Here is a 20,005-nt window from a genome sequence, read left to right on the forward strand (position 1 = left end):
TGGGCACCAAGGGCGCGGTGGAGACGCTGGAGGCCCTCAACCAGCTCAAGGCCGAGCACGCCCACGTCCTCGACGACGCGGCGGGCACGAAGGCCTGAGCATGGGGCGTTTCCTCTTCGTCGTGCCGCCGTTCACCGGCCACGTGAACCCGACCATCCCGGTCGCCGCCGAGCTGGCGGCGCGCGGGCACGAGGTGGCGTGGACCGGGCTGCCGGGCCTGCTCCAGCAGATGCTGCCGGGCGGGGCACGGTTCCTGCCCGCGGCGACCCAGGAGTACGCGGCGGAGGTCGCGACCCGGACCGAGCGGCGCCCGGACGTGCGCGGCGCGGCGGCGTACAAGTTCCTCACCGAGGAGGTGCTGACGCCGATGTGCCACGCGATGGTGGCCGGCGTCGACGCCGCGGTGGAGCGGTTCGGCGCGGACGTGCTGGTCTCCGACCAGCAGACGTGGGCCGGGGCGCTGGTGGGCCGACGGCGGCAGATGCCGTGGGTGACGTCCGCGACCACGTCGGCGGAGATCGTGGACCCGCTCTCGGGGCTGCCGAAGGTGGCCGAGTCGATGCACCGGGCCCGGGTGGGGATCCAGCTGGCCCACGACGTGCCCGTCGAGATCGCCGAGCGCGGCGACCTGCGGCTCTCGGAGCACCTGATCCTGGCGTACACGTCGCGGGCCCTGGTCGGCGACGGCCTGGAGGACGTGACCAGCGGGGCGCCGGTCGCGTTCGTGGGTCCCTCGGCCCTCGGCCGCCCGGAGGAGGACGACTTCGACTGGCACCTCGTCGACCCCGGCAAGCCGCTGGTGCTGGTGTCGCTGGGCACCCTCAACGCGAGCGCGGGCGCCCGCTTCTGGCAGGTGGCGGCGGAGGCGTTCGCCGGCACCGGCTGGCAGGGGGTCTTCGTGACCTCCGACGAATTCGTCCCCGACCCCCCGCCCAACGTGCTCGTACGCCGCTGGATCCCGCAGCTCGCGGTGCTGCGCCGGGCGTCCGCGGTGGTCTCCCACGGCGGTCACAACACGGTCTGCGAGTCGTTGGCCAACGGGCTGCCGCTGGTGGTGGCGCCGATCCGCGACGACCAGCCGGTCGTGGCCGACCAGGTCGAGCGGGCCGGTGCCGGCGTACGCGTGAAGTTCGCCCGGGTGAAGCCGGGCGACCTGCGGGACGCGATCGCGCGCACGCTCGCCGACGAGGAGCTGCGCTCCGGGGCGCGCCGGATGGCCGACGACCTCGCCTCGTGCGGTGGGGCCCCGGCAGCCGCGGACGCGCTGGCGGGCCTGCTGACCCCCGCCCCCGCCGGCTCGGCCTGAGGACACCGGTCCCCCAACGTTTCCGCAGACTTCCTCCGCTCCCCCGCGTACCCGGCTCGGCGGCACGTTTGCCGCGCGCCGGGGCGGGGGTAGGCCCACGGCGAACCGTCCGTGAGAGGAAGCCATGTCATTCGAAGTCGTACCGGCCGACGTCGACGCCGCCGGCCAGCAGGTCAAGGCCCTCGCCGGGGCGATGCCGCTGGCGTCGACCTACCTGGACACGTACATGCGCATCAACGGCGACTCGAAGCTGTTCGGGTTGTTCAAGGGCGAGATCGACGAGAAGCGCGCCGTCCTCGTGGACGACTACGACTCGAAGGCCGGGCCGATCTTCACCTCCGCCGGCGGCGCGCTGGAGCAGATGGCTCGCGACTACGACGGCGTCGACCGGGCGCAGGCGGCCGGCTACGACGCGGCGATGCCGGACGACTGGGAGTACGACCGGCCGTACGGGATGGACTCGTGGGGTGAGACGCCCGGCGTCGACCTGGCCGAGTTCACCGCCATGCTCGGCGACCCCACCTCCTCCTTCGCGGAGTGGGAGGAGTTCATGGCGATGCGCAAGGGCCTGGACACCATCCTCGGGTGGGACTGGCTGTTCGACTGGCTCGGGCTGGTCGGGGTGCCCAACATGACCGACATGGTCACCGAGTGGCTGCAGGGCGACTACGACTCGATGGGCCGCTGCATGGGCGCGATGGCCCAGATGTCCGACTTCTGGTCCAAGGTCCGCCGCGAGATGGCCGCGAGCATGCACCACGTGGACGAGACGTGGAGCGGCAACGCCGCCAACGCGACCTTCGCCTGGTTCACCGACTACGACAACATCCTCGGCGAGCACGCCCGGGACGTGAACGGCGTGTACACGCGGATGCACGGGTACGCGATGGGGCTGCGGATGGTGATCGACTCCATCTGCGACGCGCTGCAGCGGCTGATGGAGTTCGTGACGGGGCTGTCGGGCTTCCCGCACTCGTGGGCCGACGTGCTGGAGTGGCTCCTGCGGGGCGCGGCCAAGATGGTCCTGAAGAAGATCTTCATCTTCATCGACGCCATCCTGCTGCTCCTCGACATCGGCCTGCTGATCGGCGGGCTGCTGTCGATGCTGTTCTCGCAGCTGGCCGGGCACGGCGAGATCGCCTTCCCCGACGACGTGCCCGCGCTCGAGCCCTCCGACGTGGACGGTCCCTGATGGGCTGGCCGCGCGACCCGGAGACCCCCTTCGACCTGCCCCGGTCCGGGGCCGGCGAGGTGCCCGCCGACGTGCGCGCCATGCTGGACCGGGCCCAGCAGATGGTGCGGCGGGCCACCCAGATGCAGGTGCCGTCGGCGAAGGACGCGCCCGGTGCGGGCCAGGACGCGTTGGTGTCGTTGGCCCGGCGTTCCCGCGACCCCGAGCTGGACGAGCTGGTGCAGGCCGTGCGCCGCGGCGACGTCAGCCGGGACGAGGCGCTGCGGCACCCGGCGTACCTGCGCAACGCACGTCAGGCGGTGCGTGACCTGATGGGCGAGGTGGCCGCCGACCCGTCAGTGGGCGAGCAGCTGCGCGAGCGGTGGGCGGGCGCGTACGAGGAGTACCGGGCCGACCCCGAGGGGTACGGCTCGGACGAGGAGCCCACCGCTGGTTGAGCCCGTCGAGATCAGACGTCTCGACAGGCTCGACGAACGGACCGCTCAGGCGCGCTCGAGCAGGAAGAGCGGGATCTCCCGGTCAGTCTTGGTCTGGTACTCCGCGTAGGTGCCCCAGGTGGCCACCGCGTGCTGCCACCAGTCGGCGCGCTCGTCGCCGGACAGCAGCCGGGCGGCGTACGTGTGCTTGTCCGGGCCGTCCTGGAGCTCGACGGTCGGGTGCGCGACGAAGTTGGCGTACCAGGAGGGGTTGTCGTCGGCGCCACCCTTGGAGGCCACGGCCAGGTACGAGCCGTCGCGCTCGACCCGCATCACCGGGTTCTTGCGGAGGTTGCCGGACCTCGACCCCACCGAGGTGATGACGACGACGGGTGCGCCGTCGGGGAGGGTGGTGGCGCGGGTGCCGCCGGACGCCTCGTACTCGGCGACCTGGTCACGGACCCACTGCTGGCTGGACGGGACGTACGTTCCTTCGAGTGCCATGGAGGTGGAACGCTGGCCCCGGCGCCGCGCATTCCCGTCGCGGGGTTTCGCGGGACCCGTCCGTGGGAATCAGCCAACGCGACACCGACGCGTCAAGGGGGAATCGATGTCGTTCGAAGTGAAGCCTGCCGACCTGACCTCAGGCGGCACCCAGGTTGCCCAGCTCAGCGGCACCGTGCACCTGCTCACGAACCACCTGGCCGTGTACGCCCACGTCAACGGCGACTCCACGCTGTTCAGCCAGTTCCAGGGCGAGATCGACTCGATGCGCGAGACCCTGTGCAACGACTACACGGACAAGGCGAAGCCGATCTTCGACAAGGCCGGCGGCGCCCTGAAGGAGATGGCTCTCGACTACACCAACGTCGACAAGACGCGGGCGGCCGGCTTCGACGCCACGATGCCGTCGGACTGGGAGTACGACCGCCCCCGCGGGATGGACACCTGGGGCGAGACCGCGGGCATCGACATGAGCGAGTTCTACTCGCTGTTCCCGACCCCGTCGTCGGCGTTCGAGGACTGGGAGGAGTGGCTCGCGATCCGCGACGGCGTCGACTACATCCTCGAGTTCCAGTGGCTCTTCGACGTCCTGGGGGTGGTGGGGCTGCCGAGCCCGACCGACGCCATCAAGGAGAACTTCCAGGGCGACTACGACCAGATGGGCAAGTGTCTGACGGCGCTCGACACCATCGGGGACTACTGGAGCAAGGCGCGCCGTGAGATGGCGGCCAGCATGAAGATGGTCGACAAGACGTGGAGCGGCAACGCGGCCAACGCGACGTTCGCGTGGTTCTCCGAGTACGACGACGTGCTGTCCGACCACAACACGGCCGTCAACGGTGTCCTCAACCGCATCGGCGGCTACTCCAAGTCGCTGCGGATCGCCTTCGACTCGCTGCTGTCGCTCACCGACGCGCTGATCGACCTGGTGATGAGCCTCAACAAGATCCTCACCAAGCCCATCGAGTTCATCCAGCTGTTCCTGCGCAAGGGGCTCGGCGAGATCATCGGCAAGATCATGACCGGCATCGGTCTCTTCATGATGTTCATCGACGTCTGCATGATGCTGGCCGGGCTGATGGGCATGGCGTTCTCGCAGCTGGCCGGGCACCGGTCGATCAACTTCCCCGACGACGCCAAGGCGATGGACCCCATCGACGTGGACGGTCCGTGATGGGCCGGAAGGGGTGGCCGCACGAGCCGCGGGTCCCGTTCGACCTGCCGCGCCGCAACCCTGACGCGGCCGAGCTCCCCGACGACGTGGCCCAGGCGTTGGAGCACGCCCAGTCGCGGCTGCCGGGGGTCCTCAAGGGACTCGCGGACGCCAAGGTGCAGATCGACGAGCGGGCCGGGGACGACGCCCGACCCGACGAGGACGTCATCGACCAGGTCGCGGCGACCTCGGACGACCCCGACCTGCAGGACCTGGTGGCGGCGTACCGGCGCGGTGAGGCGTCCCGCGTGGAGGTGCTGCGGCACCCGGCGTTCCGGGCCGCCGGACAGGCGATGATGCAGGCGACCGTGGACCGGCTGCGCGAGAGCGGGCTGCTGGAGCAGGTCCGTGCGGTGGGCGAGGCCGAGCGCGCCGAGTACGAGCGCGATCCCGGGGCGTACGTGCGCGGCGAGGCTGGCGAGAGCGACGAGGAGAACTGACCCGTAGCCAGACAGGAACGACGCGCCCCCTGCGGCCGGGAGGTCGCCGGATAGCGCGGTTCTCCTGTCCGTCTACGTACCGGGCACGGCTGCCGGGACGGGCACCCCGGTAGCCTGCGGCCCATGAGCGCGATCGACGGTGTGAGCGAGATCTTCGACCCGGCCGACTGGGACGAGGTCCCCGGCTTCGACGACCTGACGGACCTGACGTACCACCGGGCGAAGGCCCACGGCACGGTCCGCATCGCGTTCGACCGCCCCGACGTGCTCAACGCGTTCCGGCCCAACACGGTCGACGAGCTGCTGCGCACGCTCGAGCACGCGCGCACCAGCGCCGACGTCGGCTGCGTCATCCTCACCGGCAACGGCCCGTCGGCGAAGAACGGCAAGTGGGCGTTCTGCACCGGCGGCGACCAGCGCATCCGCGGCAAGGCCGGCTACCAGTACGAGGACAAGACGATCGGCCAGGACGACACCGGCGCCGAGGAGCCGTCCGCGATCGACAAGGCCAAGCTGGCGCGGCTGCACATCCTGGAGTGCCAGCGCCTGATCCGGTTCATGCCGAAGGTCGTCATCTGCGTGGTCCCCGGCTGGGCGGCCGGCGGCGGCCACTCCCTGCACGCCGTCGCGGACCTGACGCTGGCGAGCCGCGAGCACGCCCGCTTCAAGCAGACCGACGCCGACGTGGGCTCCTTCGACGGCGGGTACGGCTCGGCGTACCTGGCACGCCAGGTGGGCCAGAAGTTCGCCCGCGAGATCTTCTTCCTCGGCGACGAGTACGACGCCGAGACGATGTACCAGATGGGCGCGGTCAACCGCGTCGTCGACCACGCGCTCCTGGAGAAGGAGGCGCTGGAGTGGGGCCGCAAGATCAACGGCAAGTCCCCCACCGCCCAGCGCATGCTCAAGTACTCCTTCAACCTCCTCGACGACGGCCTGGTCGGCCAGCAGCTCTTCGCCGGCGAGACCACCCGCCTGGCGTACATGACCGACGAGGCCCAAGAGGGTCGCGACCAGTTCCTGGAGAAGCGCGAGCCCGACTGGAGCCCGTACCCCTGGTACTACTGATCAGGGGCGTTCGCGCAGGTCAGAGGGGGCACGAGGATCCGACGGTTCGCTGTGCTGGTGCTTACGGCAGCGTCCGTCGGATCTCTCCAAGCAGGGTCGGGTACGGGTCCGCGAGCGGCTTCCTGGCCGCGCGCAATCGCTCCTGGATCTGCCGCAGCGGTTCACCGGCCACGTAGTGGCGACCGCGTCGCTCGCCGCGGGCCTCCAGGAGGCCGAGCTCAGCAGCGTTCACGAGATCTCTGGTTGCGGTGCGTTCGTCGAGCTCAGTGAGTTTCACGTACGACGGCCGAGTCACCCTCAGCCCGAGCAGTGCGTCGAAGAGGGCGGCGCCGATCCGGTCGTTCAACCGGTTCTCACCCATGAGCTCATCGATCTCGCGCCACTGGGTCTCGGCCTCGTCGAAACGACGCCGCATCGTCTGAGCCTGCATGTGGTGCGCCCGGAGGTTGAACTTCACCCACAGCGTCGCATCGTTCTCTGGGCGCCATGCGCCGCAGCCAGTCGCTGCGAGGACGTCGTAGTACTCCTGCGTGTTGTTGCCCAGCCACTCCTCGATACTGGAGAAGGTCGGTTCGACGACCTGGTCCTGTGCCAGCACCATCGTCTGGAGCGCTCGGGCCATGCGCCCGTTACCGTCACGGAACGGGTGGATCATCACGAGGTTCAGGTGCGCCATGGCTCCCCGCACCAGCGGGTCGTCAGCGCTGGGCTTGGCAAGGGCCTGCGACAGGGCGCGCATGAGCTCAGGGACAAGATCGCCGTCGGGTCCTTCGTAGACGTTGACGCCACGCCTGTCGTCGCGCACGAAGGTCTCCCTGGTGCGGTAGCGCCCTGGCGTCTTCGCGAGCTCGTGGTCGAGCAGCATGAAGTGCATGGACCGAAGGACTGCTTCGTTGATCTCGAAGCCGGGCTCGGTCGCCACGTTGAGCACGTACGTCAGCACCCTCCGGTACGCGAGGATCTCCAGCCAGGTGGCCTCGTCTGCGCTGAGCGGCGGCTCGTCGTCGACCGCGGCGACGGCGTCCTCATCGCTGACCGTGTAGCCCTCGATGGTGTTTGAGCCCTGGATCGCTCGGGCTGTCGTCGTGCGCCGAAGGAGACCGTTCCAACGCTTGGGCACCCGAAGGAACGCCGCGAGCGAGGCTCGGAAGGCGTGGATCTCGGCGATGACCTGCTGGTCCTCGAGGTCTGGGTCTGGCGTGGTGAAGAGCGTTGTCATGTCCGTATGTCCTTTATTAAGTGCCGAGCATACGAACACCACGTCACTTTGTCACTTATTAAGTGACAAAGTGACAGCCTCCCTCATGGGCTCCGCGTCCTACTGACCCAACCCCGTCCCATCGCGATCGTGGGCCGCGCGGGAGGCACCCGGGTGGGCGCGTCCGGGTCGCGGCGCACCACCTCGGCACGCCAGGCCTCCAGCGCCGGACTCGCGCTCGTCCTGGGCGGCCTCGGCGTCGGGATCACCGCCTTCGTCGTCGGGCGCCGCAAGCCCGAGCACCCGGCCGGGCCCCAGCAGCCGTACCCGCCGCAGCCGTACCCGCCGCAGCAACCGCCCGCCTGAGTGACCGACCGGTTCCCCCGATCCACTGGCGGCGGCCGCCGACTTCGGCGAGGGTGATCCCGTGAGCCCCGCCGCACCCGGCACCGTCTTCTCCCGTACGCCGGCCAACAGCGCCGCGGTCGAGCACGCCCTGGCCGGCACCCGCGACGGCTGCTTCTGGATCGACGACGCCCGCCGCGACGCCACCCACCCACCGCTGACCGGCAACCTCGACACCGACCTGCTCGTCGTCGGCGGCGGCTACTGCGGCCTGTGGACGGCCCTGGTCGCCAAGGAGCGCGAGCCCGATCGACGCGTCGTCCTCATCGAGGCCGAGGAGATCGGTTGGGCCGCCTCGGGACGCAACGGCGGCTTCTGCGCGGCCAGCATCACCCACGGCGAGGAGAACGGCCGCAGCCGCTGGCCCGAGGAGTACGACACCCTCGAACGCCTCGGCCTGGCCAACCTCGACGCCATCGAGGCCACCGTCGCGCGCTACGGCCTCGACGTCGACTACGAGCGGACCGGCGAGCTCGACGTCGCCCTCGAACCGCACCAGGTCGCCGACCTGCGCGCCAGCGGCGCTGAGGTCCTCGACGCCGCCGCCACCCGCGCCCGTCTCGACTCCCCCACGTACCTCGCCGCCGTCCACGACCCCGACGTCGCGCTGGTCCACCCGGCCAAGCTGGCGTACGAGCTGGCCCGGGCCGCGCGCGAGGCGGGCGTCGAGATCTTCGAGCACACCCGTGCCACCGGCATCGACGCTGACGGCCGCACCGGCCCGGTCCGCGTCAGCACCCCGCGCGCGACGATCACCGCCCACCGGGTCGCGCTGGCCACCAACGTCTTCCCGAGCCTGCTGGCGCGGTACCGGATGCACACCGTCCCTGTGTACGACTACGCGCTCATGACCGAGCCGCTCACCCCCGAGCAGCTCGCCTCGATCGGGTGGGAGGGCCGCGAGGGCGTCGGGGACCTCGCCAACCAGTTCCACTACTACCGGCTCTCGGCCGACAACCGGGTCCTGTGGGGCGGGTACGACGCGGTCTACCACTTCGGCCGCAAGATCCGACCCACCTACGAGCAGCGCCCGGCGACGTACCGGCTGCTCGCCCAGCACTTCCTCACCACGTTCCCGCAGCTGGAGGGGATCCGGTTCAGCCACCAGTGGGCCGGAGCGATCGACACCTCCACGCGCTTCTGCGCCTACTACCCGCTCGCGATGAACGGCCGCGTCGCGCACGCCGCCGGGTTCACCGGCCTCGGCGTCGGCGCCACCCGCTTCGGGGCCGAGGTGATGCTCGACAAGCTCGAGGGCGCGGACACTGAGCGCACCAGGCTGGAGATGGTCCGGCGGATGCCGGTGCCGTTCCCGCCCGAACCGATCGCGTCGGTGGGCATCCAGACCACGCGGTGGGCGATGGACCGCGCCGACCACCGCGCCGGGAAGCGCAACCTGTGGCTGCGCACGCTCGACTCGCTGGGCCTCGGCTTCGACTCCTGAACCGCAGGACCGGGCTCAGACCACCAGGCGCAGGGCCCCGGGCGCCCGCCCCAGCCGTACGGTCTGACCCCACGTCAACGTCAACGCGTCGGCCTCGATGCCGTCCCCGAACGCGACCAGCCGGTCCGAGGTGACCGTCAGCGCCAGGTCGTCCCCGCGCAGCTCGCCCTCCGTCAGGGTCGTGCCCGTCGCGGGCGAGGGCCACGCCTCCCGTACGAACCACACGAGCCGCTCGTCGGCAGGGCCGGGCATCGCCAGCGCCGACCCCCGCTCGAGCGCCACCGACCGGCACCAGCCGCTCGCCCCCGTCCCCGTCGCCACGATCACCCCCGACGACGCCTGCACCTCGCGGGCCGCGCCGGCCCCGAGCTCGTACCGGGCGGTCTGGTGGCTGGGGTGGCCGACGTAGATCTCGTTGAGGGCGAGCAGCCGCTGGCCGTCGTCGAGGTCGGCCCGCACCATAGTCCGCTCCACCACCCGGTCGGTGCCCCGCAGCAGGTCGGGGAGGTCGCGGGCCGCGTGCGTCACCAGGACGCCCGCGTTGCGGCCGGGCTCGGGGTCGATCCCGATCACGGGCTGGCCGTCGAGGTACTTGGCGACGTTGGCGACCAGCCCGTCCTGCCCGACCACGACGACCACGTCGTCGGGGCCGAACAGGAACCGCGAGACGTCCTCGCGCTCCACGCTGCCACGCCGCCAGTCCAGCGGGACGGCCGCGTTGGCGGCGTCGACGGCGCGTCGGGTGAGCAGGTGGCGCTCCTCCAGCTCGGCGATGTCGCGACCGCGCGTACGGAGGAAGAACTCCGCCTGCCCGCGGGTGCCGTGCGTGGCGAGCAGCTCGTCGTACTCGGTACGGCGGTGCACCAGCACCACCCTGGGCGTCAGGCTCATGCCGACACCTTCTCCGCACCGTCGTCGCGGCCGCCAGCGCCGAGCTGCGCCAGCGCCCGGGTGACCAGGTCGGGGCTCAGCACCAGCGTCTCGATCTGGGGCAGGTTGGCCGCCAGCTCGCGCACCGCCAGCGCCAGCAGCACCGCGTCCGACACGTCGCGGTACGCCGCCACCTTCGCGGCTTCCGCGTCGCCGTCGGCGACGCCCGCCAGGCGGGTGCCCTCGGCCCGAGCCTCGGCGAGCGTGACCGTACGACGCGCCTCCGCCTCGGCGGCGATCGTGCCGGCCGCCGCCCTTTCCTGAGCCTCGCGCCGCGCGTTGGCGCCCCGCTGGCTGACCAGCTGCTCCTCGCGCCTGGCCAGCTCGATCTGCGTCTGCAGCTCGTTCTCGCCAATGGCGCGCTCCCGCTCGACGGCGACCGCGCGCCGCTCGAACGTGGCCCGGTCGGCCTCGGCCTGGACCTGCTCGCGGGTGGGCGTGCGCAGCGCCTTCTCGACCTCCGGCTCGGGCCGCAGCGCGACCACCCGCACCCCGACGACCGCGATCCCGGTCGCCGCCAGGCGCTCGTCACCGGCCAGCCCGCTGGCGATGACGGTGCGGACGGGGCCGACGCCGCCTGCCATTGCGGTGGTCAGGTCGACGGTGGCGAGCATGTCGATCGCGTACTGCTGGGCGGTCTCGACCAGCAGGCCGGCGACCTGCTCCAGCGGGGTGGCCCGCCACCGACCCGAGTCGGGGTCGATCGAGAAGTCGATGCGACCGGCGGCCGTGGCCGGGTCGACGAACCGGTACGTCACCGTGGCCTGCACGGTCACGGCCTGGAAGTCGCTGGTGCGGGCGTGGAAGAGCAGCGGCAGCTCCCGGTCGTCGACGGGGACCTCGTTGAGCACCGCGGTCAGCGGGCGGAACCAGAACGAGGCCCCGACGCCGGCGCGCACGGTGCGGCCGTTGCGGATCTGCTCGACGTGGGTGGTGCGCGACCCCCGCAGGTGCCGGACCACGGGGTAGCGGGCGATGTCAGCCATCGGTCTCTCCTTCACTCGTCGTTAATGTCACTATGACGCTAACCCCGTGGACCATTAATCGTCAAGGTGACGTTAAGCGGGTAGGGTGTGGCCGTGACCACCGAGCACCCGCCCTTCGCCGTCACCGTCGACCTCGTCGTGCTGACCGTGCGCGACGACGCGCTCCAGGTCCTCACCGTGCGCCGCGGGGAGGAGCCGTACGCGGGGAGGTGGGCCCTGCCGGGCGGCTTCGTGCTGCCCGACGAGGGCCTCCGCGACGCCGCCGCCCGCGAGCTCCTGGAGGAGACCGGCGTCGACGCCAGCCACTTCCACCTCGAGCAGCTGGCCTCGTACGGCGCACCCGACCGCGACCCGCGGATGCGGACGGTCACCGTGGCCCACGTCGCCCTGGCCGCCGACCTGCCCGCCCCGGTCGCCGGCAGCGACGCCGCCGACGCCCGCTGGCACCCGGTCGAGGAGCCGCTCGCCGACCCCGACGCCCTCGCGTTCGACCACGCGCAGATCCTTCGCGACGGCGTGGAGCGGGCCCGCAGCAAGCTCGAGTACACCCCGCTGGCCACCGCGTTCTGCCCAGCCGAGTTCACCATCACCGAGCTGCGGCACGTGTACGAGGTCGTGTGGGGCACCACGCTGGACCCCCGCAACTTCCACCGCAAGGTCACCGGAACCGACGGGTTCCTGGAGGACACCGGAGCCACCACGACCCGCGACGGCGGGCGTCCCGCCCGGCTGCACCGTCTCGGCCACGCCACCACCTTGCACCCGCCGCTGCTGCGCTGACCCCGCCCGGCCGGGCCCACGGTCCCCACCAGCGGAAACGCGCTCCCGCAGCGTTCCTCCAGCGCCTACCGTGCCAGCATGAGCGACCCCTCCGACTTCCGCGAGTCCCAGCGCCTCGACGACGGGGGCCCGGTGCCACGGACGCTCACCTCCGAGCCGCGGCCCGACGGACTCGACGCGGCGGCCGCGGCCGTACGCCGCCTGTCCGACTCTCTGCTGCGCCTGGGCGAGTCCACGCCGTACGACCTGGACACGCTCACCAAGCAGCTGCAGTCACTGGCCGACGAGGTCGACGCCCACCGGCCCGCCGAGGACGAGCGGATGCGCGAGATGTGGCGCGACCGTCCGCGGCACGACCCGGCCACCGGCCCGCAGAACCCGGTCGCTCCCCCGCTGGTCGTCCACGGCCTGGCCGACGGCTCGGTACGGGGCGAGGTGACACTCGGCATCGCCTACCAGGGGCAGCCCGGCATGGCGCACGGCGGCATCTCGGCCCTGATGCTCGACCACGCCCTCGGCTTCGCGAACGGCTGGGCCGGGATCGGCGGCATGACGGCACGCCTCACCCTCAACTACAAGCGCCCCACCCCGCTGTTCGTGCCGCTCACCGTGCGTGCGCTGCAGACCAGGGTGGAGGGCCGCAAGATCTGGTGCGAGGCGTACCTCGAGCACGACGGCGAGCTCCTCGTCTCCGCGGAGGCGCTGTTCATCCAGGGGCACCTGCCGCGCCCGAAGTAGCCGAACTCCGGCGCCTGTCGGACCCGCGTGGCACGCTGCCGCACGTGGGACGTGGCAGGAGGTGGCTGGCTGGGCGGCTGGGGGCGGCGCTGGCGTGCGCCCTGCTGGCCGGTTGCGGCCCGGTCGCCCACGACGAACCCTCCGTGGCGCCGCCGGCCGACCTGCCCCCGGCGGCCCGGGCTGCGGCGTGGCTGGCGGACCTGCGCGCCGTCCCGCGCAACGACCCGGCGGTCCCGCCGTACGACCGGAACGCCTTCGGTGCCGCGTGGCGCGACACTGACGGCAACGGCTGCAACCAGCGCGACGACGTCCTGCTGCGCGACGCCGTCCCCGGTTCGGCGGTCACGGCCTCCCAGGGCGCCTGCGACCACGACGTGCTGGCGGGCAGCTGGGAGGACCCGTACACCGGTCGGACCCTCACCTTCGACGACCTCAAGGACCCCCGCCAGGCCCAGGGTGTGCAGATCGACCACGTGGTGCCGCTCGCCGAGGCGTGGCGCTCCGGCGCGTACGCCTGGCCCGAGCGCCGCCGCGAGCGTCACGCCAACGACCTGGCCGTGCTGCTCGCGGTCGACGGGCCCACCAACGCCGGGAAGGGGGACGACGACCCGGCTGCGTGGCGGCCGCGCAAGGCGTACCAGTGCACGTACGCGCTGCGGTGGATCGCGGTGAAGCACGCCTGGCGGCTCGGCGTCGACGACAGCGAGCGACGGGCGCTGCAGGAGATGGTCCACCGCTGCCCAGGCACGACCGCTGGCGGGCCGGGTTAGGTTCGGGCCATGAAGATCGTTGTGCTCACCGGCGCCGGCATCTCGGCCGAGAGCGGCATCGCCACGTTCCGCGACTCCGACGGCCTGTGGGAGGGGTACGACCCCATGGAGGTCGCCACCCCGGAGGCGTTCGAGGCGGACCCTGCCCTGGTGCACCGCTTCTACGACGAGCGCCGGCGGGCGCTGGAGGCCGCGCAGCCCAACGCCGCGCACCTGGCGCTGGCCCGCCTTGAGGCCGCGATCGGCGACGACCTCTACCTCGTCACCCAGAACGTCGACGACCTGCACGAGCGGGCGGGTTCGGCGCGCGTGCACCACATGCACGGCGAGCTCCGCTCCGCCTGGTGCACCGCCTGCGACGACCGGCACGTGTGGCACGACCCGCTGGGCCACGAACCCGCCTGCCCCAGCTGCGAGGGGTCGCACCTGCGGCCCGACATCGTCTGGTTCGGTGAGGTTCCGTACGGCATGGAGGTGATCGAGGCGGCGCTGCACGAGGCCGACCTCTTCGTCGCGATCGGCACCTCGGCCGTGGTCTACCCGGCCGCAGCGTTCGTGCACTGGGCGCGCGGCCGGACCCTGGAGCTCAACCTCGACGAGTCGGCGGCCTCGGAGGACTTCACGCAGTCGCGCCGCGGTCCGGCGACCGAGCTGGTGCCGGCGTGGGTCGATGAGGTGCTCGCCGGCCTGCCGCGGGACTGACCCGGGTCAGGAGTACGGCAGCTCCACCACGAAGGTGGTGCCGACGCCCAGGTCGGACTCGACGCTGATGGTGCCGCCGTGACGCTCCACCACCTGCTGCACGATCGCCAGGCCCAGACCGGTGCCCGGCTTCTCGCGAGCGGACTCGTGGTCGGAGCGGAAGAAGGGCTCGAAGATCCTCACCCGGTCCTCCTCCGACAGCCCGATCCCGGTGTCGGCGCACCGGAACGTGACCGCGTCGTCCCCGGGGGCCAGCGTGACCTCGACGCTCCCGCCCTTGGGCGTGTACTTGATCGCGTTGGAGACGAGGTTCGACACCAGGCGGTGCAGCTCGGTCGGGTCCCCGACGACCACCTGCTCCTCGGCGATGCTGCCCGTGAGCGTGACGCCGCCCGACTCGGCCAGGACGGCCACGAAGTCGAGCACCTCGTGCACGAGCGCGCTGAGGTGGATCTCAACCTCGATCTTGGGCTGCTCGGCGTCGGTGATGCGCCCCAGGGTGACCAGGTTCTGCGCCATGGACTCGATGCGGTCCGCGGCGCGCCCCATCGCCGCCAGCGACCGGTCCGCCATGTCGGGCATCGCGATCATGCCGACCAGGTCGAGGTGGCCGGTGAGCACGCCGACGGGGTTCTGCAGCTCGTGGGCGATGGTGCGGATCATCGAGCGGCGGTACTCGTCGAGGGCCACGAGCTGCGCGTTGAGCTCCTTCTCGCGCTGCACGGACCGGGCGTCGACGAGCGCGCCGGCGATGTCGCCAGCCACGGCCCGTCCGCCGCGGATCTCGCTGTCGGTCCACGGCGGCATCCCCTCGCCGCGGGCCATGGAGAGCACGCCGAGGAACTCGCCGCCGATGCCGATGGGGATCATCACCGACGAGGTGATGCCGTACGCCCCGAGCATGGAGCGCAGCTGGTCGCCGTACTTCTCCGCGAAGTCGTCGTCGCCCCACAGGCGGTCGGGGTCGACGATCAGCTCGGTGCCGTCCTCCCAGATCCGGCGGAAGCTGTCCTGCATGGCCCGCGCCATGTCGTCCCACCCCTCGGGCGGCTCCCCGGTGAGGGTGACGCCGACCCGGAGCGCGTTGAACCCGGCGGGCAGCTCCTCCGCCACGAGGGTGAGGAGCTCCTCCACGCCGACGCGGGAGCGGGCCTCCTGGATGACGCGGCGGGCGGCCTCAGCCATGCGTACCTGCTCGCCGAAGGTCTCGCGCTCGACGATGTTGACGACGGAGTCCAGCGCCAGCGCCACCTCGGCCTGCAGCTCGGCGACGCGGTCCAGCGAGGGACGCAGGCCGTCGTACGGCTCGTCGAGGTACAGCACGGCGCGCAGGTCGCCGCCGACGCCGAGCAGGCAGGTGAACAGCATGTCCTCGGGCAGCCACGCGTCGGTGGAGTCGGACGGGACGAGCTCGGGGCGGTGTCCGTACTCGGCCATGACGTCACGGGTGTAGTCGTCGAGCGTGTCGCCAGCGACGAAGACCCACCCGTGCGCGTGCTGGCCGGCGTTGAAGACGACCTGCATCGACTCCAGCGGCGATCCCTGACCCAGGAGCCGCTCCGAACCACCGGGGCTGCCGGCGATGGCCACGAACTCGAGCATCTGGTCGGTGCGCAGCACCTCGATCGCGCAGACCTTGAACCCCGAGCGTCGCGTGAGGTCCTCCGCGACCGCCTGCAGGACGGCGCGGTCGGTGGCCCTGCCCCACGAGCTGGACCGCGGGCGGGGGAGGGCGGAAGCGTCGTCGCCGTGCTCGGACGGTGTGTCGACGCTCATGCCACCCCCTCATTTCCACAGATACCGGGGAAGCCCAACGTTACTGGCCATTCACCGGAAGCGTGGGCAGATGCCCACACGGGTGAGACCACCTCGGGCGCGCCGGCGCTGCCGTGGCGTGGGCGGTCCCGGGCGGACCGGTCGAACATCACGTCCACGAAGGCTCCCCACGGTTGGTGACCCGTGGGTAACATCGCGGGCATGAAGCGCGAGATCTACGACGAGGACCACGAGGCCTTCCGCGCCTCGGTGAAGGAATTCCTGGACCGCGAGGTCATTCCCAACCTCGAGACGTACGAGAAGAACCACGGCCTGACCCGCGATTTCTGGCTCGCAGCCGGTGCGCAGGGGTTCCTGGGTCTGGAGATCCCGGAGGCGTTCGGCGGCTCCGAGGCCGGCGACTACCGCTTCAACGCGGTGCTCACCGAGGAGCTCGCCAAGGTCAACATGACGCTCCCGTCGTGCCTCGGCATCCACGCCGACATCACGGTCCCGTACCTGGTGCACCTCACCAACGACGAGCAGAAGGCGCGCTGGCTGCCCAAGGCCGCCTCCGGCGAGATCCTCACCGCGATCGGCATGACGGAGCCGGGCGGCGGCTCGGACCTCGCCAACCTGAAGACCACCGCGGTCAAGGACGGCGACGGCTGGGTCATCAACGGCTCCAAGACGTTCATCACCAACGGCGGTTCGGCCGACATCGTGCTGGTCGCCGCGCGCACCGCTCCGGAGAAGAAGGCGAAGGGCATCTCGCTGTTCGCCGTCGACACCACGCTCGACGGCTTCGCCGTGGGTCGCGTCCTCGACAAGGTCGGCCAGGACGACTCCGACACCGCCGAGCTCTCCTTCACCAACGTCCGCGTCTCCGACGCCGACCTGGTGGGCCCGCTCGACACCGGCTTCATCTCGATGATGCAGTTCCTGCCGCAGGAGCGGCTCGGCTCGGCCGTCACCAACCTGGCGCACGCGCGCCAGATCCTCGACGAGACGGTCCAGTACGCCAAGGACCGTCAGGCGTTCGGGCAGCCGATCGGCAAGTTCCAGAACACGCAGTTCCTGCTCGCCGAGCTGGTCACCAAGGCCGAGGTCGCCCAGGCGTACGTCGACCAGTGCGTGCTGGCCCACAGCAAGGGCGAGCTGACCGCCGTCGACGCCGCCAAGGCGAAGTGGTGGACCAGCCAGGTCCAGAGCGAGATCCTCGACCACTGCGTGCAGATCCACGGCGGGTACGGCTACATGAACGAGTACCGCGTGGCCCGCGCCTGGCGCGACGCCCGCGTGACGAAGATCTGGGCCGGGTCCAACGAGATCATGAAGATGCTCATCGGGCGTGATCTGGGGTTGTGACCCTCACCCTCTGAGACGCCCCGTACGCCCCGCGCGTACGGGGCGTCGCTCTCCCCGGACCTCGCCCCCGGACCGCCTCGCGAAACGTTCTCCCGGTACGTCGCGCCCCGTCGGGCACACCGCCTGCGCGGTCCGTCGGTTCGGCGTAGGGTCGATGACGTGGATCCGGTCCCCGAGGTGAAGCCCACGCGGCTCAGGTCAGGGGGGACGAATGCCGTCGGCAAGATGCTCGGGGTCCTGGGCGACGAGTGGACGCTGCTGCTGGTGAACGAGGCGCTGCTCGGAGCGCGCCGGCGCCAGGACTTCGGCGAGCGGCTGCCGATCACCGACGCGGTGCTGACGACCCGGCTGAACCGCCTCGAGAGCGAGGACATGCTGCACCGCGCGTCCGACGGGACGTACGCGCCGACGAACAAGCTGGTCTCCCTGTGGGGGATGCTGATCGGGATCTGGGACTGGGAGCGCCAGTGGCTGCCGGGGCGGGCCGCGGTGCTCGACGACATCCGGCACCGCAGTTGTGGCGAGCCCCTGTCGCCGTCGATCACCTGCCACGCGTGCCTCGAGCCGTTGCGCCGCCAGTCGATCCGGGTCGGCTTCGGCCCCAGTGGTGCGTGGGCGCGCTCCGTCCCGGAGGGCAGCAGCCGGCGCCGGTGGACAGGGCCGCGGGTGACGACGGAGGCGGGTCTGTACCCGGAGTCGATGAGCCTGTTCGGCAACCGGTGGTCGGCCTCGCTGCTGGGCGCGGCCTTCATGGGGCTGGACCGGTACGCGGACTTCGAGATCGCTCTGGGGGCGCCACCGGTGGTGGTGTCGGCGCGGCTGCACCAGTTCGTCAACCAGGGCGTGATGACGCAGAACGAGTCGGGGGCCGACCACCGCACCACGTACGAGCTCACCGACAAGGGGTGGGCGTTCCACCCGGTGGTGGTGCTGGCGATCGCGTGGGCGCAGCGCTGGTACGTCGCTCCGGAGGGGCCCGCCCTGGAGCAGACGCACGCACCGTGCGGCACCGAGTTCCTGCCCCGGGTGGTGTGCCGGCACTGCCGCCACGTGGTGCTGCCGGGCGACATCGACGTACGCCGTCGTCCCGTCGACTGACGTACGCCGCCGTCCCGCCCCGACCGGACCGGACCGACGGAGGGCAGCCTTGCCAACCTTGTCCGGCCCCCGGTTCTCGTCCACGATGGCCCCATGAGCTTCGAGATCGGCACCGACGAGGAGCCGCAGCACTGGCACGACGACGTGGACGCACCGGTGGGGTCCCGCCTCAACTGGCTGCGGGCCGCCGTGCTGGGCGCCAACGACGGCATCGTCTCGACCGCCGGCGTGGTCATGGGTGTCGCCGGCGCGACCTCGGACGAGGGCGCGATCCTGCTGGCCGGCGTGGCCGCGCTGACGGCCGGCGCGATCAGCATGGCCGCCGGCGAGTACGTGTCGGTGAGCACCCAGCGCGACTCCGAGCGCTCGATCCTCAAGCTGGAGGCGACCGAGCTGGAGCGGATGCCGGAGACGGAGTTCGACGAGCTGGTCACCATGTACGAGGAGAAGGGGCTGAGCGCGGAGACGGCGCGCCGGGTCGCCGAGGAGCTCACCGAGCACGACGCGTTGCGTGCCCACGCGGAGGTCGAGTTCGGGATCGACCCGGACGAGCTGACGAACCCGTGGCACGCCGCGTGGGCGTCGCTGGTGGCGTTCACGGTGGGCGCCCTGGTGCCGCTGCTGGTGCTGGCGCTGCTGCCGGCCTCGGTCCGGGTGCCACTGACGGTCGTGGTCGTGGCCGTCGCCCTCGCGGTGACGGGCGCGATCAGCGCCCAGCTGGGCTTCAGCAACAAGCCGCGAGCGGTGCTGCGCAACGTGACAGGGGGCCTGCTCGCCATGGGCGTCACGTACGTCATCGGCATGCTCTTCGGCACGCACATCGTCTGAAACTGGGTGGCAGCGCGTCGGGGCGGCGCGCGACGATGACGTCATGCGGTGTTTCGTGGCTGCCATCCCGCCCGACGACGCGCTCGACGATCTCGACCGGTTCCTGGAGCCGCGCCGGGACGCGGCGCCCTTCCGGTGGACCGCGCCCGAGCAGGTCCACCTGACCTTCGCGTTCCTGGGAGAGGTCGCGGAGTACCAGCTCGACGAGCTCGGCGAACGCCTCGCGCGCGCGGCCGCCCGGCGGCGGCCGGTGGACGTACGGATCGCCGGGGGCGGCGCCTTCCCGCACGTGGCCGGGGCGCGGGTGCTGTGGGCCGGGTTGGAGCTGGCCGAGGAGGCGGGCGCGCTCGAGCTGCGCCGTGCCGCGGAGGGGGCGCGGGCCGCCGCCAACCGGACCGGCGTGGTCGTGGACGGACAACGGTTCCGCCCGCACCTGACCGTCGCCCGCTGCGGCCGACCGACGGAGCTGACCCGCTGGGTGCAGCTGCTCGACGCATACCGAGGGCCCGCCTGGAGGGTCGGGGCCCTCGCGCTGGTCGAGTCGCACTTGGGCGAGGGGCCGCGGGGCCGTCCTCGGTACGAGGTGCTGGAGGAGTACCCGCTGGGGTGACCTGCCGACGGAACCCTCGCTGCCATCGGGTCGTCCCAAGCGGCAGGAGTCGCATCCCAGGAGGTCACGATGGTCCAGCGCCCCACCCTGTCCGCCGTCCCGCGGTGGGCCGCCCCACGCACGCGCGTCCCGGCGCTCGCGCTCGTCCCGGCCCTCGCGCTCGTCCCCGCCCTCGTGCTCGTCGGCTGCGCGGGAGGGAAGACCCACGACCGGGAACCGACCTCCGCGCCCACGAGCGCCGCGCCCACAATGGT

At 71.7% G+C, this 20,005-nt stretch carries 22 protein-coding genes; 17 read left to right on the forward strand and 5 right to left on the reverse strand.

All coding sequences use genetic code 11. The features are described from left to right. Positions 1–100 precede the first annotated feature (100 nt). The 3 genes from ACI379_RS16930 (at position 101) to ACI379_RS16940 (ending at position 2,935) form a co-directional block, all read left to right on the forward strand. Positions 101–1,306, forward strand: a complete 1,206-nt coding sequence (locus tag ACI379_RS16930) for a glycosyltransferase (protein WP_439793303.1) — start codon at positions 101–103, stop codon at positions 1,304–1,306. A gap of 124 nt (positions 1,307–1,430) precedes the next feature. Next, complete coding sequence (locus tag ACI379_RS16935; protein WP_439793304.1) at positions 1,431–2,498, forward strand: hypothetical protein; 1,068 nt, start codon at positions 1,431–1,433, stop codon at positions 2,496–2,498. Further along, positions 2,498–2,935, forward strand: coding sequence for a hypothetical protein (locus ACI379_RS16940; protein WP_439793305.1), 438 nt, complete (start codon positions 2,498–2,500; stop codon positions 2,933–2,935). The genes ACI379_RS16935 and ACI379_RS16940 overlap by 1 nt, the downstream gene beginning before the upstream one ends. A gap of 45 nt (positions 2,936–2,980) precedes the next feature. Here the strand turns inward: ACI379_RS16940 and ACI379_RS16945 are convergent, their stop codons facing one another. Further along, complete coding sequence (locus tag ACI379_RS16945; protein WP_439793306.1) at positions 2,981–3,418, reverse strand: nitroreductase family deazaflavin-dependent oxidoreductase; 438 nt, start codon at positions 3,416–3,418, stop codon at positions 2,981–2,983. A gap of 106 nt (positions 3,419–3,524) precedes the next feature. Here ACI379_RS16945 and ACI379_RS16950 point away from each other — a divergent pair, with 106 nt between their 5' ends. From ACI379_RS16950 to ACI379_RS16960, 3 genes are all read left to right on the forward strand, one after another. Then, entirely contained in the window at positions 3,525–4,592 is a 1,068-nt protein-coding gene (locus ACI379_RS16950; RefSeq protein ID WP_439793307.1) for a hypothetical protein, read from the forward strand. After that, complete coding sequence (locus ACI379_RS16955) at positions 4,592–5,071, forward strand: hypothetical protein (RefSeq protein WP_439793308.1); 480 nt, start codon at positions 4,592–4,594, stop codon at positions 5,069–5,071. The genes ACI379_RS16950 and ACI379_RS16955 overlap by 1 nt, the downstream gene beginning before the upstream one ends. A 123-nt stretch (positions 5,072–5,194) precedes the next feature. Then, a complete protein-coding gene (locus ACI379_RS16960) occupies positions 5,195–6,139 on the forward strand; it encodes a 1,4-dihydroxy-2-naphthoyl-CoA synthase (RefSeq protein ID WP_439793310.1) in 945 nt (314 codons plus the stop codon). A 61-nt stretch (positions 6,140–6,200) separates the two neighbouring features. On the opposite strand, the gene ACI379_RS16965 is transcribed toward ACI379_RS16960, so the two are convergent. Then, positions 6,201–7,358 carry a Fic family protein gene (locus ACI379_RS16965; RefSeq protein ID WP_439793311.1) on the reverse strand — a complete coding sequence of 386 codons (1,158 nt, stop codon included), beginning with the start codon at positions 7,356–7,358 and terminating at the stop codon, positions 6,201–6,203. Between the two features lie 129 nt (positions 7,359–7,487). Here ACI379_RS16965 and ACI379_RS16970 point away from each other — a divergent pair, with 129 nt between their 5' ends. Both ACI379_RS16970 and ACI379_RS16975 read left to right on the forward strand, forming a co-directional pair. Next, positions 7,488–7,703: a hypothetical protein gene (locus tag ACI379_RS16970; protein ID WP_439793312.1), complete on the forward strand. Its 216-nt coding sequence runs from the start codon at positions 7,488–7,490 to the stop codon at positions 7,701–7,703. A 61-nt stretch (positions 7,704–7,764) separates the two neighbouring features. After that, positions 7,765–9,186, forward strand: a complete 1,422-nt coding sequence (locus tag ACI379_RS16975; protein WP_439793314.1) for an NAD(P)/FAD-dependent oxidoreductase — start codon at positions 7,765–7,767, stop codon at positions 9,184–9,186. Between the two features lie 15 nt (positions 9,187–9,201). On the opposite strand, the gene ACI379_RS16980 is transcribed toward ACI379_RS16975, so the two are convergent. Both ACI379_RS16980 and ACI379_RS16985 read right to left on the reverse strand, forming a co-directional pair. Further along, on the reverse strand, positions 9,202–10,077 hold the full coding sequence (locus ACI379_RS16980) for a hypothetical protein (protein ID WP_439793316.1): 876 nt from the start codon (positions 10,075–10,077) through the stop codon (positions 9,202–9,204). After that, a complete protein-coding gene (locus tag ACI379_RS16985; protein ID WP_439793317.1) occupies positions 10,074–11,102 on the reverse strand; it encodes an SPFH domain-containing protein in 1,029 nt (342 codons plus the stop codon). Before ACI379_RS16985 ends, ACI379_RS16980 begins: the two co-directional genes overlap by 4 nt. A 93-nt stretch (positions 11,103–11,195) precedes the next feature. Between ACI379_RS16985 and ACI379_RS16990 the strand changes: the two genes are divergently transcribed. The 4 genes from ACI379_RS16990 to ACI379_RS17005 all read left to right on the forward strand — a co-directional run bounded on the left by ACI379_RS16990 (position 11,196) and on the right by ACI379_RS17005 (position 14,092). Further along, positions 11,196–11,882 (forward strand): NUDIX hydrolase, encoded by a 687-nt coding sequence (locus tag ACI379_RS16990; RefSeq protein WP_439793318.1) that lies wholly within the window; start codon positions 11,196–11,198, stop codon positions 11,880–11,882. A gap of 78 nt (positions 11,883–11,960) precedes the next feature. Beyond that, positions 11,961–12,620, forward strand: a complete 660-nt coding sequence (locus tag ACI379_RS16995; RefSeq protein WP_439793319.1) for a PaaI family thioesterase — start codon at positions 11,961–11,963, stop codon at positions 12,618–12,620. A gap of 44 nt (positions 12,621–12,664) precedes the next feature. Next, a complete protein-coding gene (locus tag ACI379_RS17000; protein ID WP_439793320.1) occupies positions 12,665–13,390 on the forward strand; it encodes an HNH endonuclease family protein in 726 nt (241 codons plus the stop codon). 9 nt (positions 13,391–13,399) lie between these two features. Continuing rightward, positions 13,400–14,092, forward strand: a complete 693-nt coding sequence (locus tag ACI379_RS17005; protein ID WP_439793321.1) for an NAD-dependent deacylase — start codon at positions 13,400–13,402, stop codon at positions 14,090–14,092. Positions 14,093–14,098: 6 nt separating this feature from the next. Here the strand turns inward: ACI379_RS17005 and ACI379_RS17010 are convergent, their stop codons facing one another. Then, a complete protein-coding gene (locus ACI379_RS17010; protein ID WP_439793322.1) occupies positions 14,099–15,868 on the reverse strand; it encodes a sensor histidine kinase in 1,770 nt (589 codons plus the stop codon). A gap of 201 nt (positions 15,869–16,069) precedes the next feature. Here ACI379_RS17010 and ACI379_RS17015 point away from each other — a divergent pair, with 201 nt between their 5' ends. The 5 genes from ACI379_RS17015 to ACI379_RS17035 all read left to right on the forward strand — a co-directional run. Continuing rightward, the gene (locus ACI379_RS17015) at positions 16,070–17,215 is read left to right on the forward strand and encodes an acyl-CoA dehydrogenase family protein (RefSeq protein ID WP_439793323.1); all 1,146 of its coding nucleotides are present in this window, start codon (positions 16,070–16,072) and stop codon (positions 17,213–17,215) included. A gap of 159 nt (positions 17,216–17,374) precedes the next feature. After that, the gene (locus ACI379_RS17020; RefSeq protein WP_439793324.1) at positions 17,375–18,313 is read left to right on the forward strand and encodes a winged helix-turn-helix transcriptional regulator; all 939 of its coding nucleotides are present in this window, start codon (positions 17,375–17,377) and stop codon (positions 18,311–18,313) included. 93 nt (positions 18,314–18,406) lie between these two features. Next, positions 18,407–19,141: a VIT1/CCC1 transporter family protein gene (locus ACI379_RS17025; RefSeq protein WP_439793326.1), complete on the forward strand. Its 735-nt coding sequence runs from the start codon at positions 18,407–18,409 to the stop codon at positions 19,139–19,141. 43 nt (positions 19,142–19,184) lie between these two features. After that, entirely contained in the window at positions 19,185–19,751 is a 567-nt protein-coding gene (gene thpR, locus ACI379_RS17030; RefSeq protein WP_439793327.1) for an RNA 2',3'-cyclic phosphodiesterase, read from the forward strand. A gap of 69 nt (positions 19,752–19,820) precedes the next feature. Next, positions 19,821–20,005: hypothetical protein (locus tag ACI379_RS17035; protein ID WP_439793329.1), on the forward strand; the 185-nt coding region annotated here is incomplete at its 3' end.

Source organism: Nocardioides sp. (assembly GCF_051876515.1).
Taxonomy (GTDB): domain Bacteria; phylum Actinomycetota; class Actinomycetes; order Propionibacteriales; family Nocardioidaceae; genus Nocardioides.